A 17,203-nucleotide genomic window follows, 5' to 3' on the forward strand; every position below is an offset into this window, starting at 1 on the left:
AAGGCTATGGAGAAAGCCAATTGGTAAATACATGTTCTGATGGTGAGAAATGCAGTGAAGCAGAACACCAAGCCAACAGACGCAGCGAATTTGTTGTTGTTTCGATGGAATAAATAACCAGTTTGACTATGAAATAGTCTTTCCTTATGGAGAGGCTGTTTTTAGTTAACACAATAATTCGTTTCTTTGGATAAGACCAACAATCTTCCGAAGGACTTCAAGTACTCCCAATAATATCTCAGATTTAAAACTTCATTCGCTGTATTCTCACCGCATTCAAAATCGCCAATAAAGCTACACCAACATCGGCAAAGACGGCTTCCCACATGGTGGCTAATCCTCCGGCTCCAAGAATTAAAACAATGCCTTTAACCACAAATGCCATTGTAATGTTTTGCCACACTATTTTCTTGGTTTGTTTTCCAATGTTTATGGCTGTGAAAATCTTTACAGGCTGGTCGTTTTGAATGACAATGTCCGCAGTTTCAATAGTGGCGTCACTTCCTAAACCGCCCATTGCAATTCCGGCATCGGCAAGGGCAACTACTGGTGCATCGTTTACACCATCGCCAACAAATGCAATTTTTAGGTTTTGTAATTTCAATTCCTCGACTTTCTCTACCTTGTTTTCGGGTAATAAATCACCATAAGCTTGGTCAATGTCTAATTCTTTTGCCACTGCATCTACAACGGCTTGTTTATCGCCTGAAAGCATTACAGTTTTTACGTTTATTTTATGCAAACTCTGAATCGCTTCTTTTGCATCTTCTTTGATTTCATCGGCAATTAAAAAATACCCTGCATATTTTTGATTGATTGCAATGACGATAATCGTGAAAGGTGAATTATTGATTTCGACATCATAACTGATATTGAATTTTTTCATCAATTTGACGTTTCCTGCCAAGATTTCATTTCCGTCCACTTTTCCTTTAAGACCATGACCTGCAATTTCTTCTACATCAGTAACGGTTGCATTTTTCTCTGCCCCTTTTGCATATTCAATAATAGCATTCCCAACGGGATGGGTCGATTTGGTTTCGAGCGCGGCTGTGTATTTTACTAAGTCGGCTTCCGGAATATCCACAGCAACCACTTTTTGAACTTTGAAAACACCTTTGGTCAGCGTTCCTGTTTTGTCCATAACCACCACTTGAATGGATGCCATTAGATCCAGAAAATTAGATCCTTTGAATAAAATCCCATTTTTACTCGCTGCGCCAATTCCGCCAAAATAGCCTAATGGAATAGAAATAACCAAGGCGCAAGGGCAGGAGATAACCAGAAAAATTAAGGCTCTGTACAACCAATCATTGAAATTGTAGTTTTCGACAAATAGCATTGGAAGCAAACAAATTCCGATTGCCAGAAACACGACTACTGGCGTATATATTTTAGCAAATTTTCTAATGAATAATTCGGTTGGTGCTTTTTTGGCTGTTGCTTCCTGCACCATTTCTAAAATTTTAGATAATTTACTATCGGTGTAGGCAGTTGTCACTTCGACCAGAACAACCGTATTCAGATTAATCATTCCGGCAAGAACGGTTTCGTCTTTTTGTTTGGTATCTGGTTTGCTTTCTCCTGTTAGCGCTGCGGTGTTGAACGAAGCCGTATCAGAAAGTAGTTTTCCGTCTAATGCTAATTTTTCTCCTGGTTTTAATTGAATAATTTCTCCAATGGTGATTTCGGATGCTTTTTTTATAGTCGCATTTTCTCCATTCATTACTGTTGCTTCATCAGGTCTTTGGTCTAATAATAATTTGATGTTTGTTTTTGCTCTTTGAACTGCCAAGGTTTGAAACACTTCTCCAACGGCATAAAAAAGCATAACCGCAACACCTTCAGGATATTCGCCAATAGCGAATGCGCCAATGGTAGCAATACTCATCAATAAAAATTCCGAAAACACTTCTCCTTTGCGAATGCTTTCCAATGCTTCTTTTAAAACAGGGAAGCCTACCGGAAAATAGGCAACTACATACCAAATTATCCTTGTCCAACCTGTAAACCAAGTTTGCGCTAAATAGTTGTCGAATGCAATCGCTATAAGTAATAAAGCAAAGCTTATTAGTGCCGGAAGAAACATTTTGAAAGTACTTTCATTTCCGCTTGAATGGTCGTGGTCGTGACCGTCATCGTGGGAATGATTTTCATTTTTTTGATTAATTTTTTCCTCTAATGTGCAACACAGTTGTTTACCTTCGTTATCGTATTTATGCTGATGTTCCATATTCTTTGCTATTTAATTCGTTTACACTTTCATTTTTAGGCTTTACAACAGTCGTCTAATTTTTCATATCCTGCAGGATCTGCTTTTACTTCGTCGGCATCATAGCCTAATTTTGAAATGGCCACTTTTATGGTTTGCAAAGTGGTCTTTTTAGGATTAAAATATACTGTAAATGCCATTGCTTTATCATCGAGTTCATACATTTTCACCCCTTTGATTTTCAGCATTTCTGTTTTGAATTTTAAGCCGCAAGTTTCACATTCCTTGCAATGATCGCAATTCAAAACTGTTTTTATCACCGCTTTTTGATTGTTTTTTTGGGCCACAGCCGTATTTGAAATAAAGAATACGGCGATTAGCAGGATTGTTGTTTTTAATAATTTTCTCATTTTTAGTGTTTTTAAAATTTATGTTAATGTTCGTGTCCGCCTCCGCCTTTCATAGCAGATAATAGATAGAATGCTCCTTTTACCACAATTTTTGCATCGGCAGGAATTTCCGCTACAAATTTGACTTCGGTGTAGCCTAAATCAGTTGTGCCCGGTATTACTTCAATGGCTTTAAAATGTATTTCGTTGTGCTCTTCTTCCCCTTCTTCTTTGTCAATTGCCTTTTGCTTATTGCTTTTTGATTCTTCGTGATTTTCTTCCTGAATAAAGATAAAATATTTATCACCATTTTTTACAATTGCCTCTTTTGGCAAGGAAGGAACCGTTGTATTGTGAATGTTGATATTAGCCGAAACATACATTCCGGAAATTAAACCCTTGGCATCGCCCGGATTAATTTTAGCATGCACCGCTACGGTTTTACTCTCATTAGAAAACGATTTATTGATGCCGAATATTTTTCCTTTGATCGATTTATTCGATTGGTTGGTTAAAACAAAATCTATTTCCTGACCTACTGAAATAGTACCTAAATCTTTTTCATATACATTCAAATCCAAGTGCATTTGGCTGTTATCGACTACTTCAAAAAGTGTAATTCCAGTAGCAGCAAATGCTCCTTTTGATATGTTGATTTTTCCGACGTAACCGCTAATTGGCGATACAATTGGCACTAAAGAACTGCTGTTGTTTGGGCTTACATTCAATGCGGCTAATTTGGTTTTAGCGGCTTGCGCTCTGGCTCTCTCAACAGCTAATTTTGATTTTACTTCTTGAAATACTTTTCGGGGATTTACGTTTTCATCGCTTAATGTTTTTTGACGATTGAACTCTAATTGCAAATATTCTATAGTGGCTGTTGCCGATTTATAATCTTCCTGCATTTCAACAATATCAAGATTTTGTATGGTGGCGAGTACTTTTCCTTTGTTTACAAAAGTGCCTTCCAGTATATAAATATCTTTTACAACACCACTAATTAAGGTTGAAATATTAGCTGCATTCTGTGGCGGAACTGTAGTATAGCCGTTGGCTTTTATGACTGTATTTAAATTGCGATTTTCCACAATACCATATTGAACGCCGACTGTTTTGAATTGTGTTGCTGTTAAAGCGACTTCATTTTCGGATTTTTCTTCTTCTTTTGTTTCTTCCGTTTTTTTATCGTTACAAGAGGTTACTATTAAGCAGAAGGCAATAAGCAATAGGCAATAAGCAAATATTTTTTTTATATTTTTCATTTTTTAGATTATTAATTGTTAGAAATGGATGGGAATTGCAGCTGAATAGCACTTTGATTGAATGAGTTTAGCGTTTCAGCATGTTGCTTTTTAATATCAATTGCCTGGTTTAGAAAACTAATGTAAGTCCAATACGTCATATCACCGTTGGCATAACTTTTTTGAGCCGTTGTAATAATTTGTTCGGCATACTGCAGACCTTCATTCTGGTAATATTCTAATCCTTTTTGTTGCTTTTCAAACTCGTTTTGCAATTCCTGCATTTGTAATCGTAACGAAAGTTTGTTTTTATCTAATTCTAATTGCGATTGCGAAATACTAATTGCTGATGCTTTGGCTTTAGCGGTATTCACACCACCAAACAATGGAATTTGTAAACCTGCCGTAAATCCTTGAAAATAGGATTTTGTATCAATTGTTTGCGCAAAATAACCCAATCCTAATTTTGGCGTTCTTTGTGCTTTAAATGTATTTGCTTCTTTTTGGTACACCGAAATTTGTTGTTGATAATACTCGGTCACTAAACTTTCGGCTTTTGATTTATTCGTATCCGTTAGGGATGAAAACTGGACTGGTGTTCCACTGTCCGGAATAATATTTAGTTCCGTTTGAACAAAAAACTGTAATTGTTTTTGATAAATAGCCAAGTTATATTCTAATTGTACTTTTTGGGTTTCAATTTCTTTAACCTTTGCTTTTGCACTAATGACCTCGATATTTCCACTTTCGCCAGTATTGAAACGAAGGGTTGCATTTTTGAGGAATTTGGTATAAATAACGTTCAATTCATTGTTTAATTTTTGAATTGAAACACCAAATAAATATTGATAATAGGATAGTGTTACGGCTTTCTCTATTTCATATTCCGATAATGCTTTACGCTTTTCGGCCAATTTGACCAATTCTTCCTGTAGTTGTCGATTGGCTTTGGTAATTTTTCCGACAGGAAAATATTGTTGTACCGAAATATTATGGTCGTAGTCCTTGCTGTTAAACTGTCCACCTTGATACTGAATCTGTAAAGGATCAGCTTGAAAAGCAGTTTTTTTGAGAACGGTCTGTTTTTCAATTGCTGCATCGGCAATTTTTAAATCGATATTGTTTGATTTAGCCATTTCGATAGCCTTTTCTAAAGAAATAGGCAATTGGCAATAAGCAAAATTGCAAGTTAAAAACAATAGACAATAAGCAAATTTGCTTCGCAAGGAATTAGCAATAAGCAAATTTACTTTGCAAGAAATGGGCAATGGGTAATTAGCAAATCTTCTTCGGGGGTAATTGGCAATTTTGCACATTGCATATTGCCAATTGCCAGTTTTTTTATATTTTTTCATTGCTTAATATTTTTCAGGATTGTTTATCATATGAAATAATAATTTTCCAACTTCTTCATTTTGAGAAATAAGATTTTGTTTTATTTCAACATTTATATACTCACACGCAAATGCAAACTCAATCCAAACTCCTGTTTCAGAATTTTTAGCATCGCAATCGGTTAATTTTGATATGAAATGTGCCGGATATCTTTTTTTGCGGTAGGCTTCAGCAAGGTTTGCAGATACACTTCTTGAACTTCGATGTACTTGGTCAGTTAAAGAATATTTTTCTTCTTTTGGAAATAATTTACTTATTTCAAAAACTTGCATTGCTAACGAAAACGATTTTTTAAAAACTGTTGTCTCTTTAAAACTATATACACTCATTTTTTTATTGTTTTTTTTAATTATAATAACCCTTGGAATCTCTATCAGTAAAAACTAATTATTTATTCCAAATTGCTTATTTCAAATTGCTTGTTTCAAATTGCTTATTGCTAAATTTTTCAAATAATAAATACAAAATCGGTAAAACAATTAGCGTTAATAATGTTGCCGAAAATAATCCGCCAATAACAACAGTGGCTAATGGTTTTTGGACTTCGGCACCGCCACTGGTGGATAAAGCCATAGGTAAAAATCCTAACGAGGCAACCGCAGCAGTCATTAAAACAGGTCGAAGTCTTACTTTTGTTCCTATTAAAACACGTTGTAAGGGGTCGGTTATTCCTTCCGCTTTAAGTTGGTTGAAATAAGAAATCAATACAATTCCGTTTAATACTGCGATTCCAAACAAAGCAATAAAGCCAATTCCTGCCGAAATACTAAATGGCATGCCTCGCAACCACAAAGCAAATACGCCACCAATAGCTGATAATGGAATGGCTGTAAAAATTAATCCTGCTTGTTTGAAACTATTGAAGGTAAAAAATAACAATACTAAAATTAATCCCAAAGCAATAGGTAAGGCTACTGAGAGTCTTTTTGTTGCTTCAATCAAGTTTTCGAACTGACCACCATAAGTAACATAATAACCCGCAGGAAGCTTAAAATCTGTATCTAGTTTTTGTTGAATTTCTTCGACTACACTTTTGATATCACGACCACGAACATTTAATCCAATTGTAATTCTTCGTTTACCATCTTCACGGCTCACTTGCACCGGACCTTGTTCATAATCGATTGTGGCTACTTGTGAAAGCGGTACTTGTTGCCCGTTTGGCAACGGAATAAATAAATTGCTAACATCGGTAATATCCGTTCTGTTGGCTGCATCCATGCGAACGACTATATCAAATCGCTTGCTTTCTTCATAAATTTTTCCGGCTGTTTCCCCTGCAAAAGAAGAACGAATAATTTGGTTTATATCCGAAATGTTTAGACCATATAAAGCGATTTTGCTGTAATCATATTTTACCGTTATTTGAGGTAACCCCGTTACTTTATCCGCTTTCAAATCCCCAATACCTTCTATACTATTAACTTTCGAAATAAGTTCCGTCGCCTTTGTATCTAAAACTTCCAAGTCATCTCCAAAAATCTTAATAGCAATATCACTTCGGCTTCCTGTCATTAATTCATTGAAACGCATTTGAATGGGTTGCGAAATTTCTATTGTTGCACCAGGAATGGCTTCCATTGCTGACTTCATCAAATTGGCTAAATCTTCCCAATTGTCGGCAGAAGTCCATTCGCTTTTGTCTTTAAGCACAATAATTAAATCACCACTTTCAATAGGCATTGGATCGGTTGGGATTTCCCCACTACCAATTTTTGTTACTATTGTTTTTATTTCGGGGAATTTTGCTTTTAGGATTTTTTCGTATTCCGTAGTGGTTTTTACCATTTGCGAAAGCGAACTTCCAGTCATAATAGTGGCATTAATGGCTAAATCACCTTCTTCGATGGTGGGGATAAATTCGCCTCCCATATTTTGAAAGATAACAATAGCCAGTACAAACAGCCCTAAAGCAATCGCTAAAACGGCTTTCTTAAATTGTAACGCTTTATCTAAAAATGGAGCGTATATTTTTTCAAACCAAGCCATCATTTTGTCACTAAAATTGGGTTCATGTTCGGTGTTTTTTGATAAAAACATCGCGCTCATCATTGGCACATAAGTCAATGACAAAATAAATGCTCCAATTACTGCAAAGCCTACGGTCATTGCCATCGGTTTGAACATTTTTCCTTCGGTACCCACTAATGCTAAAATGGGCAGGTAAACGATCAAAATTATAATTTCTCCAAAAGCGGCACTGTTCCTGATTTTTGAAGCCGATTTATAAACTTCGCTATCCATTTGCTTCTGAGAATATTTTGAATTGACAATAGGCAAAGTTCTTTCAGAAGCAATTGGTAATTTTCCTTCATTGCCAATTGCCAATTGTCCATTGCTAATTTCTAATTTATCATTATTTTTTTTCTTATACAAATGATGCATCGTTGCTTCGACAATGATTACCGCGCCGTCGACAATGATCCCAAAATCGATGGCGCCCAAACTCATCAGGTTTCCGCTTACGCCAAAATAATTCATCAGTATCACTGCAAAAAGCATTGCTAACGGAATTACAGAAGCAACAATTAATCCGGCACGAAGATTTCCAAGAAATAAGATCAATACAAAAATCACTATTAAGGCCCCTTCGAGCAAGTTTTTAGTAACGGTACCGATGGCACTATTGACTAATTTTCCTCTGTCGATAAAAGCTTCGGCAACCACCCCTTCGGGTAATGTTTTGTTAATCTGGATCATTTTTTCATTAATCCGATCGACTACAGCACTAGAGTTTTCTCCTTTGAGCATTAAAGCTAAACCACAAACAATTTCGCCTTTTCCGTCTTTTGTGGCAGCTCCGTATCTTAATGATATTCCTTCATTTACGGTGGCTACATCTCTCACGAGTACTGGCGAACCATTTCGGTTTTTGACTACCACATTTTCTAAATCTCTAATGCCGGTAGCCATACCAACACCTCGAATAAAATAGGCATATTGGTCTTTTTCTATGTATGCACCTCCGGTATTTTGATTGTTTTTTTCTAAGGCATCAAAAATTTCAGTTATGGTTACGCCCAGACTATTTAAAGTGTTGGGATTTACCGCAATTTCATATTGTTTTAGTTTTCCACCCCATGTACTGACTTCTGCAATGCCTTCAATCCCTTGCAATTGAGGTATGATAATCCAGTCCTGAATGGTTCTTAATTGGACTGCATCATATTTATCTTCATAGCCTTTTTTGGCATATACGTCGTATTGATATATTTCTCCAAGTCCGGTTGTTATAGGTGCTAATTCTGGTGAACCTGCATATTTTGGGATGTTTTCTTCAGCTTGCTTTAGACGTTGAAAAATTTGTTCTCTTGCCCAATAAATATCCACTTCATCTTTAAAAACAACTGTAACTACTGAAAGTCCGAAACGAGAAATACTACAAAGCTCTATTACTTTTGGAATTGTTTTGACAGCTTGTTCCAGTGGATACGTAATTAATTGTTCTACTTCCTGACTGGCCAATGTAGGGGCGGTAGTAATGATTTGTACCTGATTGTTAGTTACATCGGGTAGTGCGTCCAGCGGTAAATTTTTAAGGGAATAACTGCCCCAAGCTATAAGTACAAGGGTAAATAAAAGTATAATGAACTTGTTCTTTATACTAAATTGTATGATTTTATCTAACATTTTTATATTATAATGAATGAGAAAAAGGGACAACTAATTGTCCTTTAAATACTGTGGAAAAACCACAACTTTTTAACCCGAATCCCGAAGTGTCGGGACGGACATCATTATGCTATTTGTGGCGGTTGCCAAATGCTTCCGTAGAAACTGGAAGCAAAAACGGATTTGTAAGTAGGTAGTTGTATTGTAATGACAGCCGAAACTACTGAAAAACTAAAAGAAATGCTTGGCTGATAACTTAATATTTGTGCGCCACAACAATTGCAAAAACAAAAGGGTGAACAAGAATCTTTCTCTTTATCGTGGGAATGTTCCTCATTATTTGACGTAAGTTCTGTCAAAGCATGTGCAGGACTATTTACTTCCATATCTGCGCAAGGCAAACAAGAAAGTGCTATTAGGTAAATTGATACTATAGTTGTAATCCATTTCACGAATGTAAAAGTAGGAATAAAAATTAAATGATTTTAATACTTTAAAAGTAAAAAAGTTGTAATCAAAAAAAATTGAAGTTATGGCTGTCGAACTCCTAATTACATTAAAATTAAATACTTTAAAGGTAGCTTTAAAAAGCTAGCATCTTAACTTGTTCTCTAATATGACCCTTACAGGAAATTTACAAATCATTTCATACAAGATTTGAATTTTAAGACACTTACTAAGTAACCTTGAATACTTAGTTTCCTGAATTTTTCTTGTATTCTTTTGGAGTGGTTCCAGTTAATTTTTTGAATAGTTTATTGAAATTGGAAGCGGTTTTGTAACCACATTCATAAGCGATTTCAGACATGCCCATATCGGTTTCAATAAGAAATTTGCAGGCATTGGAAACTCGAATTTCGTTGAGGTATTCCACAAAATGTTTTTTGGTTTTTAATTTAAACATTCTGCAAAACGAAGTTGGAGTAAGATTGGCAATTTTTGCAATTGCAATAAGTGAAATGTCTTCCTTATAATTTTCTTTTACATATTCAAAAACGTCCGAAAGACGATCCTTTTTGGTTTGATCATTTACCGTGGTATAAGCCTCATTGTTTACAAAAGAGAGATCGGTACTTTCTGAAAGAATAGACAATATCTCGAAAAGACCAATGATAATTTCGAAGTCCTTTTTTTTAACTAGTTTCTCTAGTTTTTTTGCAATAAGTTCATTCGTTTTCCCGGATATAGACAAACCTCTAACGCCTTGGTTGAAAAGAGTATTTATTTTTTGGGTTTCTTTCAATTCATAAAAAGTAGGTCCAAATAAATCTTTATTAAAATAAACTACTATGGCTTTTGCTTTTAACTTATTGATCCCTTGGTAATAGATTTCGTCATTAAGCCATACATGAGGGATATCTGAACCCAAAAAAACCATATCGCCAGACTCAAAAGGTTCTACAGAATTTCCGACAATTCTTTTGCCGTGACTTTCTTTAATGTAGACTAATTCAAGTTCAGGATGGGAATGGAATGGGGATTGAAAAAACGATTCTTCACGAGAAATAACAGAAATGGAACTGTTTAGGTAGGATGTTATTTTTGTTTTTTCAATTTTCATTTATGTGTAAAGATAATTAATAATTAAACAAAGATAATAATGAATTAATAAATATACTTTAGTCATTATATCTTTCGAATTCCAAAACAGTATAAATTTAATATAATAAGTATGGCATTAACATCTGAGTCGGTTTTGCAAAATAAAGCATTTTCTAATGAAAAAAAAAGCTGGGTATTACCATTTATATTGGTTACAAGTTTATTTTTTTTCTGGGGATTCGTGCACAATCTGGATCCTATTCTGATTCCTCATTTGAGAAAAGCATTCAATCTTTCGGATTTACAATCGTCCTTGATTGACTCTTCTGTTTTTATAGCTTATTTCGTTATGGCTTTGCCTGCGGGTTATATCATGCGGAAGTATGGTTATAAATCGGGGATCATGATTGGATTGGTCTTGTTTGGTATCGGATCCATTTTATTTGTGCCTGCGGCCAATTCATTGCAATATATCTATTTTCTGGGGGCTTTGTTTGTCATTGCCTGTGGATTGACATTTCTGGAAACCGCTGCCAATCCGTATGTAACCATATTGGGACCGGCTGAAACGGCAACCAAAAGGTTGAATTTTTCACAGTCTTTCAACGGATTGGCTGCTTTTATAGCTCCAACGGTTGTAGGACCAATGATCTTATCAGGTAAAAATTTGACCGAATTAGAGATGGCAAGTATGTCGTCAACGGAATTAAACACTTACTTGGCTTCAGAAGCGGCAAGCGTTAAAATGCCGTATCTTATTTTAGGTTTGATTATTCTGGCAGTGGCGGTGGTATTTTATTTTACCAATATGCCGGACGTTAAAGACGAAGATAAAGAAGGAAGCGAAGGAGCCAGTTTTGGAGGTGCCCTAAAATCGATGAAACTAAGATGGGGGATTTTAGCCCAATTTTTTTATGTGGGAGCGCAGGTTTGCGTGGGAAGTTTTTTTATCAAAATGGCCACCACTACAGCCGGTCTTGAAGAGGATACCGCAGCTAAATATTTAGGTTTTTTCGGATTGGCATTCATGTTAGGACGTTTTGCAGGAACTTTTTTGATGCAATACATCCAGCCACGAAAATTACTGATAGCGTATGCGACCATCAATATTCTTTTGTCATTGTTGGCTATAATGGGAACAGGAATGGTAGTGGTTTATACTTTAATAGCCATTGCATTTTTTATGAGTATCATGTTTCCAACTATCTTTTCTATGGGAATTGACGGGCTGGGGCATAATACTAAAATTGGATCATCATTAATCGTGATGTCTATTGTTGGAGGTGCATTATTGCCTCCAGTATTAGGACTGATTTCAGATATTACAGGTAATATTCAATATGGTTATATAGTTCCCTTAAGCTGTTTTGCAGTAATACTGTTGTTTGCATTTAATGGACATAAAACAAATAAAGCATAATTCTATTTATATAAGATGTTAGAAAAGGAAGTTAAAAGATTGGTGGTTAAAATGCACCCGGAGGATAATGTACTGGTGGCTTTAACCGATTTGGCAAAAGATGAAAAGGTGGTTTTTGGAGAAGAAACTTATGTTCTTCAGGAAGCCATTAAGGCAAAACATAAATTTTACACAACTGATTTAAGTTTGGGTGATGAAGTGATTATGTATGGTGTTTTGGTGGGTAAAGTGCAGAATGATGTTGCCAAAGGCAGCCTGATGACAACGGCAAATCTGAAGCATGCTGCTGAACCTTATGGCTATCGTCATGTTGATTTTGCATGGCAGGCACCTGATGTTTCCAAATATAAAGACAGAACTTTTAAAGGATATAAAAGAAAAGACGGCCGTGTAGGAACTGCCAATTATTGGCTGTTTGTACCAACGGTATTTTGCGAAAACCGAAACCTTGATGTAATAAAGGAAGCCCTGCATAACGAATTAGGCTATTCAGTGACCGATAAGTACACTCAGTATACGCATCAGTTGTTGGAAGCTTACCAAAAAGGGGAAGATGTTGATTCGGTTGACATGCAGCTTACGCCAACTTCCAGCACGAATCGCGTGTTTAAAAATGTTGATGGGATTAAATTTCTGAATCACCAAGGAGGTTGTGGCGGTACGCGTCAGGATTCCGCTACCTTAAGTTCGTTGTTGGCTTCTTATGCCAATCACCCAAATGTGGGGGGGATTACGCTGTTGAGTTTAGGCTGTCAGCATTTACAAGTGCAGAACTTTATAGACGATGTCAAAAAACAAAACCCCTCTTTTGACAAACCATTACTTGTTTTTGAGCAACAGCAATCGATAAGCGAAGAACAATTGGTGGCAGATGCCATTAAAAAAACATTTGAAGGGCTGATAGAAATAAACAAACAGCAAAGAACATCGGCGCCATTGAGCGAATTGTGTTTAGGCGTTAAATGTGGTGGGAGTGACGGTTTTAGCGGGGTTTCAGCGAATCCGGCTGTGGGTTATACTTCAGATTTGTTGGTGGCCTTGGGCGGTAAAGTACTGCTGGCAGAATTTCCGGAATTGTGTGGAGTGGAACAGAATCTGATTGATCGTTGCACAACCGAAGGGTCGGCGAAAAAATTCATCGATCTTATGCAGTCTTACGATGCTTTGGCACATAAAGTAGGTTCTGGTTTTCACATGAATCCGTCACCAGGAAACATTAAAGACGGATTGATTACGGATGCCATAAAAAGCGCTGGTGCTGCCAAAAAAGGCGGAACAGCCCCTGTGGTAGATGTACTCGATTATACGGAACCAGCAGCAAAACCGGGATTAAATTTAGTTTGTACCCCCGGAAACGATGTAGAAGCTACTACAGGACAAGCGGCCTCAGGAGCAACTTTGATTTTATTTACCACGGGATTGGGGACGCCAACGGGTAATCCTGTTTGTCCAGTCATAAAAGTGGCCACTAACTCTGTGTTAGCCAAAAAAATGAGCGATATCATTGATATTGATTGTGGTCCGGTCATTAGTGGTGAAAAGACCATTGAAGAAATGGGAGAAGACATTTTGGAATATTGTATTAAAGCGGCCAGTGGCGAAATTATCCCGAAAGCGGTGTTACTAAATCAAGATGATTTTATTCCGTGGAAACGAGGAGTGTCTTTGTAGGAATTATGCGTTATGAGTTATAGATTATGATATAGGTTAAGAGGTATGAGTTGTAACTCTTAACTCTTAACTTATAACTTTTAACTTCTAACACCTAACTCCAATATCTAACTTTTAAACTAAAAAAAATGTTTTCATTACAAAATAAAATAGCCGTAGTCACTGGTGGTGGTAGCGGAATCGGAAAAGCAATTGCTGCTTTATTTGCAAAACAAGGTGCCGAAGTGCATATTGTGGAATTAACAGCTGAAAGTGCCAAAGGCGCAGTGGATGAAATAAGTGCTAATGGAGGGAAAGTGTTTTCGCATGCCTGTAATGTAGCCAATCAACAAGAGGTATTAGCGACATTCGAAAAAATTGGGAACATTCATATCCTTGTAAACAATGCTGGAATTGCGCATGTTGGCAAAGTAGATACTACTCCTGAAGCAGACTTTGACCGCATTATGAATGTGAATGTAAAAGGGGTTTACAATTGTTTATATGCTGCCATACCACAATTGCGACATTCCGGAGGTGGAGTTATCGTAAACATGGCATCCATTGCGGCTTGGGTGGGTATTCCGGACCGATTTGCTTATTCTACGGCCAAAGGGGCAGTAATGGCGATGACATTATCGGTTGCCAAAGATTATATAGGCGAGAATATTCGTTGTAATTCTATTTCTCCGGCAAGAGTACATACGCCGTTTGTAGATGGTTTTATTTCCAAAAATTATCCGGGAAAGGAAGCCGAAATGTTTGATAAGTTATCTCAATCACAACCTATTGGACGTATGGGAAAACCGGAAGAAATTGCCGCTTTGGCCTTATTTCTATGCAGTGATGAATCCGGTTTTATTACGGGCTCTGATTACCCTATTGATGGTGGTTTTATAAAATTAAATAACTAATGAAAGTAGCCTTATTCATACCCTGCTATATAGATCAGTTTTATCCACAGGTGGGTATTGCTACTTTGGAACTATTAGAGAAATTGGAATGTGAAGTTACTTTTCCGTTACAGCAAACCTGTTGTGGACAGCCTATGGCCAATAGTGGTTTTGCAAGTTTAAGCAAAGGCTGTGATATCAATTTTGTTGATAATTTTTCAGGGTTTGATTATATAGTGGCTCCTTCAGGCAGTTGCGTGTTGCACGTAAAAGAACATTTACGGGATGAGAAGCGTCCTGAAGTGGCTCAAAAAATACGTATCGGAATTTATGAGCTCACCGAGTTTTTGACTGATATTTTGAAAGTGGAAAGCATCGATGCCAGTTTCCCATACAAAGTAGGTTTACACAACAGTTGTCATGGTCAGAGAGGATTACAACTTTCTTCAATGTCGGAAAGGATGTTGCCAGAATTTTCAAAACCAGACCAATTGTTGTCGATGGTAAAAGGCATACAGTTGACTAAGCCAAAACGCAACGATGAATGCTGTGGTTTTGGTGGGACTTTTTGTGTATTCGAAGAAGCCGTGAGTGTAAAGATGGGCAAGGATAGGATCAAAGAACATGATGCAAATGAAATTGAATATATCACAGGTGGTGATACCAGTTGCCTGATGCACTTGGAAGGAATTCTGAAACGACAAGGGAGCAAAGTAAAAACCATTCATATTGCTGAGATATTGAATAGTTCTCTATAAATTATAGTTAGGAAGTTAAAGGTTAGAGAATAAAGAAAAGAGAATAAGTAAACGAATAAAACTCCGTCAAGTCTCCCTCTCCTTCGGAGAGGGCCGGGGAGAGGAAAAAACGATGAAAACAACTCATGCTGCATTAGCGGAAAAATTTATAGCTGACGAGCCTAGAACCAACTGGCACGACGAAACCCTGTGGTTTGTTCGTGAGAAGCGGGACAAGGCCGCGCATGGTTTGCCGGAATGGGAGAAACTAAGGGAATGGGGTTCACAGATAAAAAACCACACGCTCTCCAATCTTTATAATTATTTAAAAGAATTTGAAGAAAAGGCTGTTGCCAATGAAATAAAAGTGCATTGGGCAGCTGATGGAGACGAGCACAATAAAATTATCCACGAGATTATCCGCAAACACAATATTCAAAAAATTGTGAAGAGCAAAAGCATGCTCACCGAAGAATGTCATCTGAATGAATATTTACAGGAGCATGGTATTGAGGTGGTCGATACGGATCTGGGGGAACGGATTGTTCAATTCAGAAAGGAACCGCCCAGTCATATTGTATTGCCGGCTATTCACTTAAAAAAAGAAGATGTAAGCGCGACTTTTCACGAGCATCTTGGAACAGAAAAAGGAAATAACGATCCACAATATTTAACCGAAGCTGCCAGACAACATTTACGGGATAAGTTTATTCAATCCGAGTTAGCGATTACCGGTGTCAATTTTGCTGTTGCCGAAACGGGAGGTTTTGTGGTTTGCACCAATGAAGGAAATGCCGATATGGGTGCACATACAGCTCCCGTACATATTGCCTGCATGGGTTTTGAAAAAATTATTCCAAAGGCAGAACATCTTTCGATATTCTTACGTTTATTGGCACGAAGTGCCACCGGACAACCTATCACGACTTATTCTAGCCATTTTCATAAACCCAGACCCAATCAGGAAATGCATATTGTACTAGTTGATAACGGTCGTAGCCGACAGTTGGGTCGGGAAGATTTCAGGAATTCATTAAAATGCATCCGTTGTGCCGCTTGTTTCAACACTTGCCCGGTGTACCGTCGTAGCGGAGGGCATAGTTACCATACCGCCGTGGCGGGTCCTATTGGTGCTATTCTGAATCCAAATTTGGATATGAAAGCCAATGCTGATTTGCCATTTGCATCAACCTTATGTGGTAGTTGCACTAATGTTTGTCCCGTGAAAATCAATATCCATGAGCAGCTATGGAAATGGAGACAAGTCATTGTTGCCGAAGGTTATGTTGCCACAAGCAAAAAAATAGGAATGAAGGGAATGGATTTTCTATTGTCAAAACCAAAAGTGTATCGTTTTGCAGGAAAAATGGGAAGATGGATGATGCGAATAGTTCCTTTTGTGGCAAACAATAAATTGAATGCGTGGTACAAACAAAGAGAAATGCCTGAACCACCAAAGGAATCATTCCGGGATTGGTATTTAAAAAACGGGAAAACGAACAAAAAATAAAGCCACAGCTAAGCATGAGTGCAAGAGAAAAAATATTAAATGCCATAGCGATTAATCAACCGGAATTGGTAGCGCTTCCTGTGATTGATAAGAATGTACTAATTCGTTATGAGGATGTTTATGCGCAGTTTAAAACAGTGCTGGAAAGCATTGGAGGAAAAGTGGAATTGGTACAGAACATAACGGAATTAAAAAATAAATTAATTGCTGATAAAGCAAGTGGCAATTTTGTTGTTAATGCCATAGCGGCTTTGGGTGCTGTTGATGATCAAGTGGCTTCATTTACGGCATCGGAATTAGAAAAAGTAGAAAGAGCATATATCAAGGGAACCGTTGGCGTGGCCGAAAATGGTGCGGTATGGATCTATGAAAGTCAAATGGTAAACAGGTTATTGCCTTTTATTTGCCAGCATTTGATAGTAGTAATTGATAAAAAAGATATTGTGTCCACGATGCATCACGCTTATGATAGCATTGATGTGGCACAAGAAGGGTTTGGGGTTTTCATCGCCGGACCATCAAAAACAGCTGATATTGAACAGTCCTTGGTAATTGGGGCACACGGAGCAAGAAGTGCCACTATTTATGTTGTTGAGTAAAAT

The 17,203-nt window shown here is 37.1% G+C and carries 14 protein-coding genes; 6 read left to right on the plus strand and 8 right to left on the minus strand.

Translation table 11 applies throughout. The features are described from left to right. Window positions 1–244: 244 nt before the first annotated feature. The 8 genes from ACNQGX_RS12780 to ACNQGX_RS12815 all read right to left on the minus strand — a co-directional run bounded on the left by ACNQGX_RS12780 (window position 245) and on the right by ACNQGX_RS12815 (window position 10,410). On the minus strand, window positions 245–2,233 hold the full coding sequence (locus tag ACNQGX_RS12780) for a heavy metal translocating P-type ATPase (protein ID WP_417976804.1): 1,989 nt from the start codon (window positions 2,231–2,233) through the stop codon (window positions 245–247). Between the two features lie 35 nt (window positions 2,234–2,268). Further along, window positions 2,269–2,622: a hypothetical protein gene (locus ACNQGX_RS12785; RefSeq protein ID WP_417976806.1), complete on the minus strand. Its 354-nt coding sequence runs from the start codon at window positions 2,620–2,622 to the stop codon at window positions 2,269–2,271. Between the two features lie 23 nt (window positions 2,623–2,645). Beyond that, entirely contained in the window at window positions 2,646–3,863 is a 1,218-nt protein-coding gene (locus ACNQGX_RS12790) for an efflux RND transporter periplasmic adaptor subunit (RefSeq protein WP_417976808.1), read from the minus strand. Window positions 3,864–3,874: 11 nt separating this feature from the next. After that, window positions 3,875–5,197, minus strand: coding sequence for a TolC family protein (locus tag ACNQGX_RS12795; RefSeq protein ID WP_417976810.1), 1,323 nt, complete (start codon window positions 5,195–5,197; stop codon window positions 3,875–3,877). A gap of 3 nt (window positions 5,198–5,200) precedes the next feature. Beyond that, window positions 5,201–5,566, minus strand: coding sequence for a four helix bundle protein (locus tag ACNQGX_RS12800; protein ID WP_417976812.1), 366 nt, complete (start codon window positions 5,564–5,566; stop codon window positions 5,201–5,203). A 76-nt stretch (window positions 5,567–5,642) separates the two neighbouring features. Further along, a complete protein-coding gene (locus ACNQGX_RS12805) occupies window positions 5,643–8,867 on the minus strand; it encodes an efflux RND transporter permease subunit (RefSeq protein ID WP_417976814.1) in 3,225 nt (1,074 codons plus the stop codon). A 107-nt stretch (window positions 8,868–8,974) separates the two neighbouring features. Further along, window positions 8,975–9,301: a DUF6660 family protein gene (locus ACNQGX_RS12810; protein ID WP_417976816.1), complete on the minus strand. Its 327-nt coding sequence runs from the start codon at window positions 9,299–9,301 to the stop codon at window positions 8,975–8,977. A gap of 242 nt (window positions 9,302–9,543) precedes the next feature. Beyond that, window positions 9,544–10,410 carry an AraC family transcriptional regulator gene (locus ACNQGX_RS12815; RefSeq protein WP_417976818.1) on the minus strand — a complete coding sequence of 289 codons (867 nt, stop codon included), beginning with the start codon at window positions 10,408–10,410 and terminating at the stop codon, window positions 9,544–9,546. Window positions 10,411–10,512: 102 nt separating this feature from the next. Between ACNQGX_RS12815 and fucP the strand changes: the two genes are divergently transcribed. The 6 genes from fucP to ACNQGX_RS12845 all read left to right on the plus strand — a co-directional run bounded on the left by fucP (window position 10,513) and on the right by ACNQGX_RS12845 (window position 17,200). Next, window positions 10,513–11,811 carry an L-fucose:H+ symporter permease gene (gene fucP, locus ACNQGX_RS12820; protein ID WP_417976919.1) on the plus strand — a complete coding sequence of 433 codons (1,299 nt, stop codon included), beginning with the start codon at window positions 10,513–10,515 and terminating at the stop codon, window positions 11,809–11,811. 15 nt (window positions 11,812–11,826) lie between these two features. Next, the gene (locus ACNQGX_RS12825) at window positions 11,827–13,482 is read left to right on the plus strand and encodes a UxaA family hydrolase (RefSeq protein ID WP_417976820.1); all 1,656 of its coding nucleotides are present in this window, start codon (window positions 11,827–11,829) and stop codon (window positions 13,480–13,482) included. 128 nt (window positions 13,483–13,610) lie between these two features. Beyond that, entirely contained in the window at window positions 13,611–14,375 is a 765-nt protein-coding gene (locus tag ACNQGX_RS12830) for an SDR family NAD(P)-dependent oxidoreductase (protein ID WP_417976822.1), read from the plus strand. Further along, on the plus strand, window positions 14,375–15,112 hold the full coding sequence (locus ACNQGX_RS12835) for a (Fe-S)-binding protein (RefSeq protein WP_417976824.1): 738 nt from the start codon (window positions 14,375–14,377) through the stop codon (window positions 15,110–15,112). The genes ACNQGX_RS12830 and ACNQGX_RS12835 overlap by 1 nt, the downstream gene beginning before the upstream one ends. A gap of 112 nt (window positions 15,113–15,224) precedes the next feature. Continuing rightward, entirely contained in the window at window positions 15,225–16,601 is a 1,377-nt protein-coding gene (locus ACNQGX_RS12840; protein WP_417976826.1) for a lactate utilization protein B, read from the plus strand. Window positions 16,602–16,615: 14 nt separating this feature from the next. Then, window positions 16,616–17,200 carry a LutC/YkgG family protein gene (locus ACNQGX_RS12845; RefSeq protein ID WP_417976828.1) on the plus strand — a complete coding sequence of 195 codons (585 nt, stop codon included), beginning with the start codon at window positions 16,616–16,618 and terminating at the stop codon, window positions 17,198–17,200. The last annotated feature ends 3 nt before the right edge of the window (window positions 17,201–17,203 follow it).

Source organism: Flavobacterium glycogeni, from assembly GCF_048286775.1.
GTDB lineage: Bacteria > Bacteroidota > Bacteroidia > Flavobacteriales > Flavobacteriaceae > Flavobacterium.